Annotated in this window: 10 protein-coding genes and 1 tRNA gene; 6 read left to right on the forward strand and 5 right to left on the reverse strand. The window is 63.4% G+C overall.

The window, feature by feature from the left end; genetic code table 11:
* Positions 1-128: 128 nt before the first annotated feature.
* Complete coding sequence (locus FA94_RS04715) at positions 129-1,829, reverse strand: transglycosylase SLT domain-containing protein (protein WP_035547253.1); 1,701 nt, start codon at positions 1,827-1,829, stop codon at positions 129-131.
* Positions 1,830-1,985: 156 nt separating this feature from the next.
* A complete protein-coding gene (gene gloB / locus FA94_RS04720; protein WP_035547256.1) occupies positions 1,986-2,777 on the reverse strand; it encodes a hydroxyacylglutathione hydrolase in 792 nt (263 codons plus the stop codon).
* Between the two features lie 19 nt (positions 2,778-2,796).
* Here gloB and FA94_RS04725 point away from each other — a divergent pair, with 19 nt between their 5' ends.
* The 5 genes from FA94_RS04725 to FA94_RS04745 all read left to right on the forward strand — a co-directional run bounded on the left by FA94_RS04725 (position 2,797) and on the right by FA94_RS04745 (position 7,419).
* Positions 2,797-3,672, forward strand: a complete 876-nt coding sequence (locus FA94_RS04725; protein WP_035547258.1) for a class I SAM-dependent methyltransferase — start codon at positions 2,797-2,799, stop codon at positions 3,670-3,672.
* Positions 3,669-4,115, forward strand: coding sequence for a ribonuclease HI (gene rnhA / locus FA94_RS04730; protein ID WP_035547260.1), 447 nt, complete (start codon positions 3,669-3,671; stop codon positions 4,113-4,115). Before FA94_RS04725 ends, rnhA begins: the two co-directional genes overlap by 4 nt.
* A gap of 98 nt (positions 4,116-4,213) precedes the next feature.
* On the forward strand, positions 4,214-4,948 hold the full coding sequence (gene dnaQ / locus FA94_RS04735; protein ID WP_035547263.1) for a DNA polymerase III subunit epsilon: 735 nt from the start codon (positions 4,214-4,216) through the stop codon (positions 4,946-4,948).
* A 48-nt stretch (positions 4,949-4,996) separates the two neighbouring features.
* Positions 4,997-5,071, forward strand: a tRNA-Val gene (locus FA94_RS04740).
* A 470-nt stretch (positions 5,072-5,541) separates the two neighbouring features.
* Positions 5,542-7,419: an ABC transporter ATP-binding protein gene (locus tag FA94_RS04745; RefSeq protein WP_035547266.1), complete on the forward strand. Its 1,878-nt coding sequence runs from the start codon at positions 5,542-5,544 to the stop codon at positions 7,417-7,419.
* Positions 7,420-7,516: 97 nt separating this feature from the next.
* Here the strand turns inward: FA94_RS04745 and FA94_RS04750 are convergent, their stop codons facing one another.
* From FA94_RS04750 to FA94_RS04760, 3 genes are all read right to left on the reverse strand, one after another.
* Positions 7,517-7,981 (reverse strand): DUF2214 family protein, encoded by a 465-nt coding sequence (locus FA94_RS04750; RefSeq protein WP_035547269.1) that lies wholly within the window; start codon positions 7,979-7,981, stop codon positions 7,517-7,519.
* Between the two features lie 151 nt (positions 7,982-8,132).
* Complete coding sequence (locus FA94_RS04755) at positions 8,133-8,987, reverse strand: hypothetical protein (protein ID WP_035549317.1); 855 nt, start codon at positions 8,985-8,987, stop codon at positions 8,133-8,135.
* A 304-nt stretch (positions 8,988-9,291) separates the two neighbouring features.
* Positions 9,292-10,356: a glycosyltransferase family 4 protein gene (locus FA94_RS04760; protein ID WP_035547271.1), complete on the reverse strand. Its 1,065-nt coding sequence runs from the start codon at positions 10,354-10,356 to the stop codon at positions 9,292-9,294.
* Between the two features lie 696 nt (positions 10,357-11,052).
* Between FA94_RS04760 and FA94_RS04765 the strand changes: the two genes are divergently transcribed.
* Positions 11,053-12,888 carry an ABC transporter ATP-binding protein gene (locus FA94_RS04765; RefSeq protein ID WP_035547273.1) on the forward strand — a complete coding sequence of 612 codons (1,836 nt, stop codon included), beginning with the start codon at positions 11,053-11,055 and terminating at the stop codon, positions 12,886-12,888.
* Positions 12,889-12,898 lie beyond the last annotated feature (10 nt).

The following is a 12,898-nucleotide window of genomic DNA, read 5'->3' on the forward strand; positions in this document are numbered from 1 at the left end:
GTCAATCTTCCGATCAATGAAAAACGCCGTCACCATAGGTGACGGCGTTGGAAATAACACGGTGCGTGATCGGAGCGCAATTCATGCGCTGCCCCCGCAACGCATGTGGTCACTACCGTGGCAGCCGCTTATTGGTTTTGCTTACCCTTCTTCGCGCTGGCCGCGGTCTTCGGGCGGCTATCCGCCGCGGCCTTCGACGCCTTGCTGGACGTGGAAGCCGATACCTTCGTCACTTTGCCCTTGCTGGCGACGGACGCTGTCGGCTTGCTGACCTTCCCTACCGGCTCGGAGACTTTCACCACGGGCGAGCGGCCACGACCTCTCTTCTTATCGTAACGCGAATCGCTGCGGGTGTCCGCGACGCGGGTGCCGATCTTCTCGACGCCACCGCCTTGCACGTTGGTCGCGATCGCTTCCGGACCGGGCTCGCTCGGCATGGCCTTGCCGACCGGCACGTGCAGCACGATCACCTGGCCGCGCGACACGCCGTCGCGATGCGTACGATTCCACGCCTTCAACTGGCCGACCGAGACGCCGTAACGCACGGCGATTGCCGCCATCGACTGATTGCGGCGCACGCGGATCAGCATCTTGCGGGTGTCGGGGACATCCGGCTCCATGGCCAGCACCGCGCTTTCGGCGACGTCGGCGCTGATGTCTTCGTCGTCGTCCGAACCGCGCGGCACGACGATCGTGGAGCCCGGCTTCAGGCGCATGCCGGCCGGAATCTTGTTCACTTCCATCAGCGTATCGGCGTCGACGCCGATCTTCTGCGCAATCGCCGCGGGCGCCGCGCGCTCGGTGACCGTGTAGGTGGTCCACGACGACAGCGAGCCGGAGTACGCCTTCAGATTGCGTTCGAACGCGCTGGCGTTGTCGAACGGCAGCAGGATCTGCGGCTGCGTGGCGCCGAGAATCACCGGCTTCCTGAACGACGGGTTCAGCGAGCGGAACTCGTCGGGAGAAAGATTCGCGAGCTTGGCGGCCATTTCCACATCGATATCGTGCGAGGTGGTCACCGTCACGAAATACGGGTGGTTCGGAATCGGCGGCAGCGTGAGCCCGTACATCTGCGGGTTCATGATGATGTTCTTCACCGCCTGCAGCTTCGGCACGTAATTGCGTGTCTCGTTCGGCATGCGCAGGCTGAGGTAGTCGGTGGGCAAGCCCGCCGCTTCGTTGCGGGCGATCGCGCGCTGCACGTTGCCCTCACCCCAGTTGTACGCGGCGAGCGCGAGTTGCCAGTCGCCGAACATGTCATGCAGATTCGACAGATAGTCGAGCGCGGCGCTGGTCGACGCCAGCACGTCGCGGCGCTCGTCCTGCCACATGTTCTGCTTGAGGTTGTAGGTGCGGCCGGTGCCCGGCATGAACTGCCACATGCCGGCCGCCTTCGCCACCGACAACGCCTGCGGGCTATACGCCGATTCGATGAACGGCAGCAGCGCGAGCTCGGTCGGCATATGGCGCGCTTCGAGCTCTTCGACGATGTGGTACAGGTATTTCTGCGAGCGCTCGGTCATGCGCTGCACGTAGTCGGGACGCTGCACGTACCAGTTGACCTGCATGTCGACGAGGTCGGTCTGCAAATCCGGCATCTGGAAACCACGCCGAATACGGCCCCACAGATCGGCGTCCGCGCTCGTCAGCTGAGTGACCGAGCCCTGGTCGACGTTGATCGTCTCTTTGGCGGTGGCTGTCTTGCGAAGGGCGTCGGAGACTGCTTGCTGACTGGCGGGATTATTGGCGGAAGAACTATTCGTCGCTGGTCCCTGACTCGCGCAGGCGGCGAGTGTTAGGACCAACAACGCACTAAAGATAAATCGCATGAACGTCTCGGCTTCCACAAGGGCTGGAATTTGCAGCCGATAGTACGAAACGGCGACGTTTACGTCAATCTAAAAATACCGAAAAAATCAAGCAAATCTTAGGCTTGGCGAATTTTTCCGATTCTTCGCGTGAGGAATACCCTTATGCGGGTGCGGTCAACGGAAGCGGTTTTTCCATTCGCGCATCAGCGTAAATGCGGCGAGTCGATCGGGCACTTTTTCATGCAATTGATCTTGCAGGCTCGCCTGGACCGCCGGTTCGTCGGCGCGTAAAAACGGATTCACCGCGCGTTCATGGGCAATCGTGGTCGGCAGCGTGGGCACGTGACGCGCCCGCAACTCGGTCGCTTTGTCGCGCCAGGCCTGCAGCTCGGCGTTGTCCGGCTCGCACGCGAGCGCGAAGCGGATGTTCGACAGCGTGTACTCGTGCGCGCAGTGAACCTCGGTGGCGCCGGGCAGCGCGGCGAGCGCGTCAAGCGACGCCAGCATCTGCTTCGGCGTGCCTTCGAACAGCCGGCCGCAGCCGCACGCGAACAGCGTGTCGCCGCAAAACACGTGCGGCGTGCCGCGCGGATCGGCCGTCTGGAAATACGCGATGTGGCCGCTCGTGTGACCGGGCACGTCGAGCACCGTGAAGTCGAGCGCGGGCGCCGCGATCGTGACGCGATCGCCATTTTCAAGACGCTGCGTGAGGTGCTCGATCGCTTCACCGGCGGGGCCATAGACGGGTACGGCCTGGCCATTCAGCAGATCGGCCACTCCACCGACATGGTCGTGATGATGGTGCGTGAGTAAAATAGCGCTCAGCCGCCACCCCCGTTTCGCCAGATACGCGCGCACGGGGGCGGCCTCACCCGGATCGACGACGACCGCGTGATGTCCGTCGGAAACGACCCAGATGTAATTGTCTTCAAACGCCGGGACCGGTACGTACTCGAGCGCATTCATAGGCGACGCATTCTTTGATATGACTGACCGAGCGATTATAGACTGGCCCGCGTGGACCGATTCGCCACCTGGCCGCTACGTGCTGGACTGGGAGCAAACCCAGCTCGACCGCGTGGTGTCCGACGTGTTCGGCTACCACGCGCTGCAACTCGGCCTGCCGCAACTCGACGCCTTGCGCGAGAACCGCATGCCGTGCCGCGGCCTCGTGCTCGACGCCGCGAGCGGTGCGAGCGCGCCCTACTCGTATCCGCGCGGTTTGCGGCATGGCGGCAATAGCCACTCGGCGAACAACGGCGCGGGTCTGTGGCCCCAGCCCGGGCAAAACGGGCTCGCCGGCCTGCCCGCGCCGGCCGGACGCAGCGCGGTCTGGTGCGACCTGCTCGACTTGCCGTTCGAAGCTCAAAGCGTCGACCTGATCGTGATGCCGCACACGCTGGAATTCACCAGCGACCCGCACCGGCTGCTGCGCGAAGCCGAGCGCGTACTGATGCCCGAAGGGCAACTGATCATTCTCGGCTTCAACTCGCTGTCGCTGTGGGGCGCGCGGCAATCGGTCGGCAAGGTGACCGGGCGGCCGTTCGTGCCCGCCGCCGTCGACCTGATCGCCTTCACGCGGCTCAAAGACTGGATCAAGCTGCTGGGTTTCGACCTTGAACGCGGGCGCTTCGGCTGCTATCGTCCGCCGCTCGGCAGCGATCAATGGCTGTCCCGCTATGGTTTCATGGAAGCCGCCGGCGACCGCTGGTGGCCGATTTTCGGCGCCACCTACATGATCAAGGCGATCAAGCGCGTGCGCGGCATGCGGCTCGTCGGTCCGCTGAAAGTGAAGAAACCAGTCCTCGCCGCGGGCCTCGCGCCCGCCGCCACCCCGAATACACGCAACCACACTCAATGACTTCCGATCTCATCGATATTTATACCGACGGCGCCTGCAAGGGCAATCCCGGCCCCGGCGGCTGGGGCGCGCTGCTGCGCTTCGGCGACCAGGAAAAAGAACTGTTCGGCGGCGAGCCCAACACCACCAACAACCGCATGGAGTTGATGGGCGTGATCGGCGCGCTGGAAGCGCTGAAGCGTCCGTGCAAAGCGGTCGTCCACACCGACTCGCAGTACGTACAGAAAGGCATTAGCGAGTGGATTCACGGCTGGAAGAAGAAAGGCTGGATCACCGCCGCCAAGCAGCCGGTGAAGAACGCCGATCTGTGGAAACGGCTCGACGCGCTCGTCGCGCAACACGAAATCGAATGGCGCTGGGTCCGTGGGCACAATGGGCATCCGGAAAACGAGCGCGCCGATCAACTGGCCAATCGCGGCGTCGCGTCGCTCACGCAGGCGTGACGACGGCTGCGATGCGTGTGCGCGGAGCGCACGTGCACCCTTCCCGCCTGATTTTTTCGCGGCAATTTTTTTCGAATTTTGAAGCAGGCTAAACCGACATGCGTCAACTCATCCTCGATACCGAAACCACCGGCCTGAATGCGCGCACCGGCGACCGGATTCTCGAACTCGGCTGCGTCGAAATGGTGAACCGCCGGTTGACGGGCAACAACCTGCACTTCTACATCAACCCGGAACGTGACAGCGATCCGGGCGCGCTGGCCGTGCACGGCTTGACCACCGAATTCCTCAGCGACAAGCCGAAGTTCGCCGAGATCGCCGATCAGATTCGCGACTTCATTCAGGACGCGGAACTGATCATTCACAACGCGCCGTTCGACATCGGCTTTCTCGATGCCGAGTTCGCGCTGCTCGGGTTGCCGCCGGTCAGAACCTATTGCGGCGAGATCATCGACACCTTGGCGCGCGCCAAGCAGATGTTCCCCGGCAAGCGTAATTCGCTCGACGCGCTGTGCGACCGTTTCGGCGTCAGCAACGCGCACCGTACGCTGCACGGCGCGCTGCTCGACTCGGAACTGCTCGCGGAAGTCTATCTGGCGATGACGCGCGGCCAGGAGAGCCTCGTCATCGACATGCTCGGCGACTCGCACGGCGGGGGTGACGCGCATGCCCCGCGCGTCGCGTTCGAATCGCTCGATCTGGTCGTGGTCGCCGCCAGCGACGACGAACTCGCCGCGCACCAGGCGGTGCTCGACGGTCTCGACAAAGCGGTCAAAGGTACGAGCGTTTGGCGCCTCGAACCGACGCCGTCCGCGGATGAGCAAACCGCTTAAAAAGTACTAGACGAGCCTTAAAATCCCTGACATAATTCGGCTCTCTTCGGGTGGTTAGCTCAGCGGTAGAGCACTGCCTTCACACGGCAGGGGTCACTGGTTCGATCCCAGTACTACCCACCAGAATTTTGGTGTGTCGATCACCGAAGATAAAAGGGCTTACGCAGCAATGCGTAAGCCCTTTTTCAATTGGTCTCTCGGGTTCGGACGAGACGTTGTTTTGAAGCGCTCGCATTGCAAGGCTTCGCCGTCAATACCGAATCTTCGTACGATTGCGGCGGCCAAATACTGCTGATATAGTTGGTTTTCGGGCAATCGCCCGCTCTTCTTTCTCCACCTCACCAACCTCAGGGAGGCGTCACATGTTCAGCATGCATCTCGCTTTCCTCGGCATGGTTTCGCGAGCGTTTTCGCGACCGTAACGGTCGCCACTACGTCGCTCACGCGGTTTGGCCTGAACAGGTACGCCGCGCAATTTCCAGACAGTCCGTAGTCCCGTTGCCGGTTCGATTCGTTCCGACGCGGATTAACTGTCTCTTCCTTTCGCTTCTGACTGGAACCCCGGTGCGCTCGCGCGCCATCGGGTTGTGGCAATGACTAAAAAGAAACTCGACTTTCGTGGACAAGCCTTCAAGGACGTCCTCGGCTTTACCTTCCTTCACTGGGCGAAGCAGCCCTGGCGCGTCTGCGTCATCACGGCGCTGGTGCTGCTCTCTGCATTGGCCGACGTGCTCACGCCGCTGTTCGCCGGGCGCCTCGTCGAAGCGATCGCGTCCGGTTCGGCACACGACGCGCTCGCGTGGCAAGCGGCGGTCACGGCCTTCTGCGTGCTCGCCGCGCTGGGTCTCGGTGCTACGCTGCTGAGGCAAGGCGTGTACTTCAACATCATCCGGCTTTCGTTGAGGATGATGAGCGAGATCGCGGCGAACGCGTTTCATCGCGTGCAGCGCTTTTCGACCGACTGGCACGCCAACAGCTTCGCCGGCTCCACGGTCCGCAAGATCACGCGCGGCATGTGGGCGCTCGACCTGCTCAACGACACGCTGCTCATCGCGCTGCTCCCGTCCATGGTGATGCTGATGGGCGCCACCTTCCTGCTCGGCTGGCGCTGGCCGATGATGGGCGCGGTGGTCGGTATCGGCTCGGTGCTGTACATCGCGGTGACCGTGGCGCTGTCGCTCGGCTTCGTGGCGCCGGCCGCGCGTCTCGCGAATGCGTGGGACACGCGCATGGGCGGCGCGCTCGCCGACGCGGTCAGTTGCAACGGCGTGGTCAAAGCGTTCGGCGCGGAAGATCGCGAGGAAGCACTGCTGGCGCGCGTGATCGACAAGTGGCGCCATCGCACGCGTCGCACGTGGATGCGCGGCACGATCAACGGCGGCGTACAGGGCGGCATGCTGGTGGCGATCCAGGCTTCGATTCTCGGCGTCGCGCTGCTGCTGTGGGCGCGCGGCGAGGCGGGGGTGGGCGACATCACGTTCGCGCTGACCATGTTCTTCATGTTGCAGGGGTATCTGCGCGAAGTCGGGATGCACATCCGCAATCTGCAACGCTCGGTCAACGACATGGAAGAACTGGTCTCGCTGGACAGCCAGCCGCTCGGTATCGAAGACCATCCCGGCGCGGGTTCGATCGCGATCGGCAAGGGCGAGATCCGCTTCGAGCACGTCACGTTCCACTACGGTGCGAGCGGCCGGCCGCTGTACGACAACTTCTCCGTGCGTATCGCGCCGGGTGAACGCATCGGACTGGTCGGGCATTCGGGCTCGGGGAAGACGACCTTCATCAAGCTGATCCAGCGGCTCTACGACATTTCGGGTGGCCGGATCACGATCGACGGTCAGGATATCGCCGGGGTGCGGCAAGCGTCGTTGCGCAGCCAGATCGCGATCGTTCAGCAGGAGCCGGTTCTGTTCCACCGGTCGCTGGCGGAGAACATCGCGTATGCACGGCCCGGCGCGAGTCGCGCCGAGATCGAGCGGGCCGCGCGGCTCGCGAGCGCGCACGACTTCATCGTCGAGCTGCCGAACGGTTACGACACGCTGGTCGGTGAACGAGGCGTCAAGCTGTCGGGGGGTGAACGTCAGCGGGTGGCGATTGCACGCGCGTTTCTCGCCGACGCGCCGATCCTCATTCTGGACGAAGCGACATCGAGCCTCGACAGTGAAAGCGAAGTGCTGATCCAGCGCGCCATGGAGCGGCTGATGACGGGCCGCACCACGCTGGTGGTCGCGCATCGTCTGTCTACCGTGCGGGCGCTCGACCGGTTGCTCGTGCTGGACAAGGGCAAGGTCATCGAGGAAGGCAGTCACGAAACGCTGATCAGGCTCGAGAATGGCCTCTACCGGCGGCTGTTCGAACGTCAGGCGCTGGAGTTGATCAAGGGTCTGGGCGAGTCGGACATCATGCTGGACGGTGCCGGCAGCAGGGCTAACCGAACCGATGATTCCAGCTTGCTGGTCGGGAAGTAAATAGCAGCAAATGGGTGGGACGCCAGGCAGAAGCCGTCGCTAACCGGCGCTTTATTCCGGCGTTCCTCCTACACCCATCACTTCAAATCACCGCACCTCACACCACGCCCGCCGGCAGGCCAATACCGCGCGCCATGCCGGTCGCGGCAAACACCATCAACACCAGCAGCACGGTCTGAATCACGCTGTAGCGCGCATACGAACGCGCCTTGCGCAGATCCGGCGGCACGCCGTTCCGGACCGCCGCGCGCCAGCGCAGCAACGCAAGCATGGAAGGCACTTCGAGGATAAGAATCACCACCAGCAGCGTCATCTTCACGTGGAAGAGCGGCTCGTGGAGATAGTAATCGGCGCCCTTCTCGTAACCGCCGAAAGCGCGCATCAAGCCAGTCACGATCAACACCAGTGCAGACAGGCCCCAGCGCGTATCGGCGCGGAACACGGAGCGCAAGGCAGCGGGTACGGCGGCGCGGCGCAGCGCCCAGGTGCGCCGCAGAATCGACGCGAGCGCAAAACCATAAGCGAGCAGATGAAGGGCGGCAAGCAACCAGCGAACCAGCATGGCGACTCCTGGAAAAGACGCAATACGATCGTTGTACGTCTGACTCGCCCGTCGTGAAGCGCCGGGCGGCATGACGTCATTATCGACTAATGCTGACTTTACGATGCGCACGCCGGCCACCGGTGTGGCCGACTGCACAGAGCTTACGGGATCAAACCTGCCGCAAGGAAGTGTCGAGTGCTCGAGCGGCGACGCGATCGCCTTCGGTCGTCAACGCGGCGCGAAATACGGTTTGCCGGTTGTGACCCGCGGCGGCCGGCGAATCCCACAGCAATTCGATCTTCGGACGGCGGCCGAAAATGCCCCGCGTCATCGCGGGAGCGGCGGCCGATCCAAGCGACGCAGCCGCGCCGCCCGGCTCGCCGGCCGCGCTGAAGGCCACCACCGGCGTCGGCGTCGGCGTTACGCGGGCGTCCTGCCCCAGCGCCCAGCGCACGGACAATTCGCGCGCGTCGTACTGACCGACCTTGCGACGCTCGGCCCACACGATCACGGTGCGCGTGGCCGGATCGAGCGCGACCGCGTAGCGGCCAATCGCGAAACGGCGCGCGGCGATATTGGTTCGCCACAACGCGCGCGGGCGGCAGATCCACACCACCGCCGCATACAACGCCGGCGCGACGAGCAGCCAGCCGTTGGTGGAGGCCACCGCTTGCGCCGCGCGCCGCCAGCCGGCGCTCGCCGCAAAGGCGCCGACCGACCAGACCGCAAACAGCAAACCGAGGAAAGCAAACAGACGCACTGCTTGCCGCAGCCATTGCGGCAGCGGATGAAGCGGTCGCTCGGCCACGGCGCGCGCGCCGGGCAGAAAGATCAACAGGAACAGGAACACCAGGTTGATACACGCCCACGGCGACGACACCATCGCCGACAACGACGCGCTCAGGTCCATCTGCGCCATCGAAAAAAGCCAGCGAGCCAGCAGCACGAGACCGACGGCGCGCAACGCGAAAATCGTTCCGGCGCCAGGCGCCGCGTTCGCACGCGTCTCTTTCGTTCTCGCCAAGGCATCCTCCTGTCGTCGGCGGCGCCGCAGCCAAATTTGCGGCACGGCCATTATAGGGATATTACGGAGAGTGGCTCATTCTTGCCGCCCCGAAAACCCCACTTTCCATCGCTTGTCGCAAAAAACGCGGCGCGCATGCAACAACGCCCCGCGAGCGGTTAGCGCGCGAGGCGTTGTGGGTGGCTTCGGCGTGCGTGAAGCACGCTTGCGGCCGGTCTGTCTGGATGGCGAGTGCGTTGCCGATGCCTTATCGACCAGGCATTAATCGGTTACCCGCGAGTCACCGCGGGCCACCCGCCAGCCATTAGCTGGCGTTGACTTCGCGCAGCACCGAGCGGTGCTTCTGACGCAGCAGCTCTTCGTACGTGGCGACGTAGTTCTGCGCCATGACCTTCGACGAGAAGCGCGATTCGAACGCCTTGCGCACGTTGGCGCGCGGCAGCGTGTGCAGGCGCTTGACCGCCGCGACCGCGCTGATTTCGTCTTCGACGACAAAGCCCGACACGCCGTTCTCGATCACTTCCGGCACCGAACCGCGATTGAACGCGATCACCGGCGTGCCGCATGCCATCGCTTCGATCATGACCAGACCGAAGGGCTCCGGCCAGTCGATCGGGAACACCAGTGCATGCGCGTTGCCGAGGAACTCACGCTTTTCGGTCTCGCCGATTTCGCCGATGTACTCGACGTGCGGGAGCGCCATCAGCGGCTTGATCACTTCTTCGTAATAGGCGCGGTCAGCCTTGTCGATCTTGGCGGCGACCTTGAGCTTCATGCCCGCCTGGCCGGCGATACGGATCGCGCGGTCGAGGCCCTTCTCCGGCGACACGCGGCCGAGGAAAGCGAGGTAGCCCGGCTCGACGTCGGGGATCGGCGTGAGCACGTGTTCCGGCAGGCCGTGATACACGGTTTGCAGCCAGTTAGCCTGTTGCAGCGGAATGCGCTGGTTGTCCGAAATCGACACGACCGGCACGTCGCTGAACGTGTTGAAGACCGGTTGCAGTTCCGGCAGGTCCAGACGGCCGTGCAGCGTGGTCAGGAACGGCACCGGCTGACGCGCGAACAGCGAGAACGGGTAGTAGTCGATGTGGAAATGCAGCACGTCGAATTCGTCCGCGCGGCGGCGCACTTCTTCGAGCAGCAGCATATGCGGCGCCATCACGTCGCGGATCGTCGGGTCGAGGCGCAGCGCCTGCGGCCAGAAGGCTTCGAGCTTTGCCGAGGTGATCGAATCGCCGCTCGCAAAGAGCGTGACGTCGTGGCCCTGCTCGACCAGCGCTTCAGTCAGGTAGGACACCACGCGTTCCGTCCCGCCATACAGCTTGGGAGGAACCGCCTCGTGCAACGGAGCGATTTGAGCGATTCGCATAATGAAAGTCCTCGTAAAAAATCAGGCAAAGATACTGCGTTTGTTAAAAGCGACTCGCTTGCTCGCCAGGGCAGTCTGGCCGGGATCGCCGGCGCGGGCCTGATTCTTTCGAGAAATCCTGCGATGGATCGCTTGGGGTAGTGAGCCCAGATCAGTGGGTCACCGTCTGCGCCTGTGCCGGTAAACGCACACGCACCCGCTACGTTGACAAACTGTCAGATATTTCATGGGCCTACGAAGCATGCATTATCGATGCCGGGCATCTCGCTGCACCACAACATTTCAAAGTCTTTACGTTGTTACACACGCGAAACACTTTGCAAACCCTTGTTTTCTATGACAGTTCTACAGTGGCAACTGGTTTGCGGGATGAACCGCCTGGACGGCCCCGCAAGGCTCTGCGTCAACTTTGCCGGCAAGCGTTGAAGAAATGCCGCAGCGCGGTTGAATGCAATTTGTAATTATATCTCGAAATTTTCCGCAACTTGTGTGAACCACCGGGCGGTTCTCGGGGTCGAGCACCAGTAGGTTGCGGAGGTCTATCGCGAAATCAGTCGCGTCAACGCCCGGATACACAGGGCGCAATCGCTTTTGCATGTTTACAATGCGAAGCATCGGCCTCGCGGCGACAGTTTTTTCCGTCTGGCCCGCGCATTGCATGCACAACCCGACTCACATCGACCTACTCACGATCAATTGGAACACTTAACCATTGCCCAACGTAACGCCGAAAACGCAAAGCTCGCGAGCTTTGCGCACCGGCCGCTTGCGTTTCTCTTCCGCTTTATCCGCCGCCATCCGCTCGCGCACGCGATCGTCCTGTGCAGCGTGTTTGCGGCCGTGGGCTGTGCGCTCGCTTCGCAATACGCGATCAAACATCTGATCGACGTGCTCGGCGAAGGCCGGCACCATCCGGGTCCGCTGTGGGGCGCGTTCGCGATCCTGGTCGGCCTGATCGCCGCGGACAATCTGTTGTGGCGGGTCGGCGGCTGGGTCGCCGCGCATACGTTCGTCGCCGTGACGGGCGATCTGCGGCGCGATCTGTTCCAGTATCTGAGCGGCCACTCGCCCAGCTATTACTCTGAGAAGCAACCGGGGATGCTCGCCAGCCGCATCACGGCCACGTCGAACGCGGTCTACACCGCCGAGAACACCACCGCGTGGAACGTGCTGCCGCCGTGCATCGCGGTGCTGGGCGCGATCGTCATGATCATCGCGGTGAATCCGCTAATGGCGGGCGGCCTGATGCTGTGCTCGGCGATTCTGTCGGTCGTGCTGTACAAACTGGCCGGGCGCGGCTCGGCGCGGCATCACCATTTCGCGACCAAGGCGGCTTCGGTAGACGGCGAGCTGGTCGACGTGATCAGCAACATGGGTCTCGTGCGCGCCTTCGGCATGACGTTTCGCGAGCAGCAACGGTTCGGCGCGACGGTCAAGGCGGAGATGGACGCCCGTCAGCAGAGCCTGCTGTATCTGGAAAAGCTGCGCCTGCTGCACGCGGTGATCACCGCGCTGCTGTCGGCGGGCTTGCTGGGCTGGGCGCTGTGGCTGTGGGATCAGGGCAAGGCGACCTCGGGCGACATCGTGCTCGTCAGCTCGCTCGGCTTCACGATTCTGCACGGCACGCGCGATCTGGCCGTGGCGCTGGTCGACGTGACGCAGCACGTTGCGCGTCTGGCGGAAGCGGTGCGCACGCTGCTCGAACCGCACGGCATGCCGGACCGCGACGGCGCGTCCGAACTCGTGCCGCAAGGCGGTCGCATCGCGTTCGAAGGCGTGACGTTCGCCTATCCGCGCCGCCGGCCGATTCTCGACCACTTCGATCTGCATATCCAGCCGGGGCAACGAGTCGGTCTGATCGGCAAATCGGGCGCGGGCAAATCCACCGTGCTGGCGCTGCTGCAACGGTTCTATGAAACCCAGGGCGGCGCGATCAAGATCGACGGTCAGGACATCGCCACGATTAGCCAGGACAGCTTGCGCCACGCGATCGCGCTGGTGCCGCAGGATATTTCGCTGTTCCATCGCTCGGTGTACGAGAACATTGCCTATGGCCGCCCCGAGGCGACGCGTGAAGAAGTGCTGGCGGCCGCGCGCGAAGCGCGTTGCGCCGACTTCATCGAAGCGATGCCGGAAGGCTACGACACGATCGTCGGCGACCGTGGCGTGAAGCTGTCCGGCGGACAGCGTCAACGGATCGCGATTGCGCGGGCCATCCTGAAGAACGCGCCGATCCTGCTGCTCGACGAAGCCACGTCGGCGCTCGACAGCGCATCCGAAGAAGCGATCCAGAAAGCGCTCGATCGGCTGATGGTGGGCCGCACCGTCGTCGCGATCGCGCACCGGCTGTCCACGCTGAACAACTTCGACCGGATCATCGTGATGAGCGCGGGCAAGGTGATCGACGACGGCAGTCCCGAAGAGCTGCGCCAACGTCCGGGCCTGTATCGCGATCTGCTCGCGAAGCAATACGGCAAGGGCACGACGCTGCACGTCGGCGGTAAGAAGGTCGACGAACAGCACGTGGTTTGAAGTCACGCGC

The organism is Burkholderia sp. 9120 (assembly GCF_000745015.1).
In the GTDB taxonomy this organism is placed as follows: domain Bacteria; phylum Pseudomonadota; class Gammaproteobacteria; order Burkholderiales; family Burkholderiaceae; genus Paraburkholderia.

Excerpts from the sequence above, each read along its gene's own strand:
- FA94_RS04715 (WP_035547253.1), bottom strand. The coding sequence starts at position 1,829 with ATGCGATTTATCTTTAGTGCGTTGTTGGTCCTAACACTCGCCGCCTGC.
- gloB (WP_035547256.1), bottom strand. The coding sequence starts at position 2,777 with ATGAATGCGCTCGAGTACGTACCGGTCCCGGCGTTTGAAGACAATTAC.
- FA94_RS04725 (WP_035547258.1), top strand. The coding sequence starts at position 2,797 with ATGACTGACCGAGCGATTATAGACTGGCCCGCGTGGACCGATTCGCCA.
- rnhA (WP_035547260.1), top strand. The coding sequence starts at position 3,669 with ATGACTTCCGATCTCATCGATATTTATACCGACGGCGCCTGCAAGGGC.
- dnaQ (WP_035547263.1), top strand. The coding sequence starts at position 4,214 with ATGCGTCAACTCATCCTCGATACCGAAACCACCGGCCTGAATGCGCGC.
- FA94_RS04745 (WP_035547266.1), top strand. The coding sequence starts at position 5,542 with ATGACTAAAAAGAAACTCGACTTTCGTGGACAAGCCTTCAAGGACGTC.
- FA94_RS04750 (WP_035547269.1), bottom strand. The coding sequence starts at position 7,981 with ATGCTGGTTCGCTGGTTGCTTGCCGCCCTTCATCTGCTCGCTTATGGT.
- FA94_RS04760 (WP_035547271.1), bottom strand. The coding sequence starts at position 10,356 with ATGCGAATCGCTCAAATCGCTCCGTTGCACGAGGCGGTTCCTCCCAAG.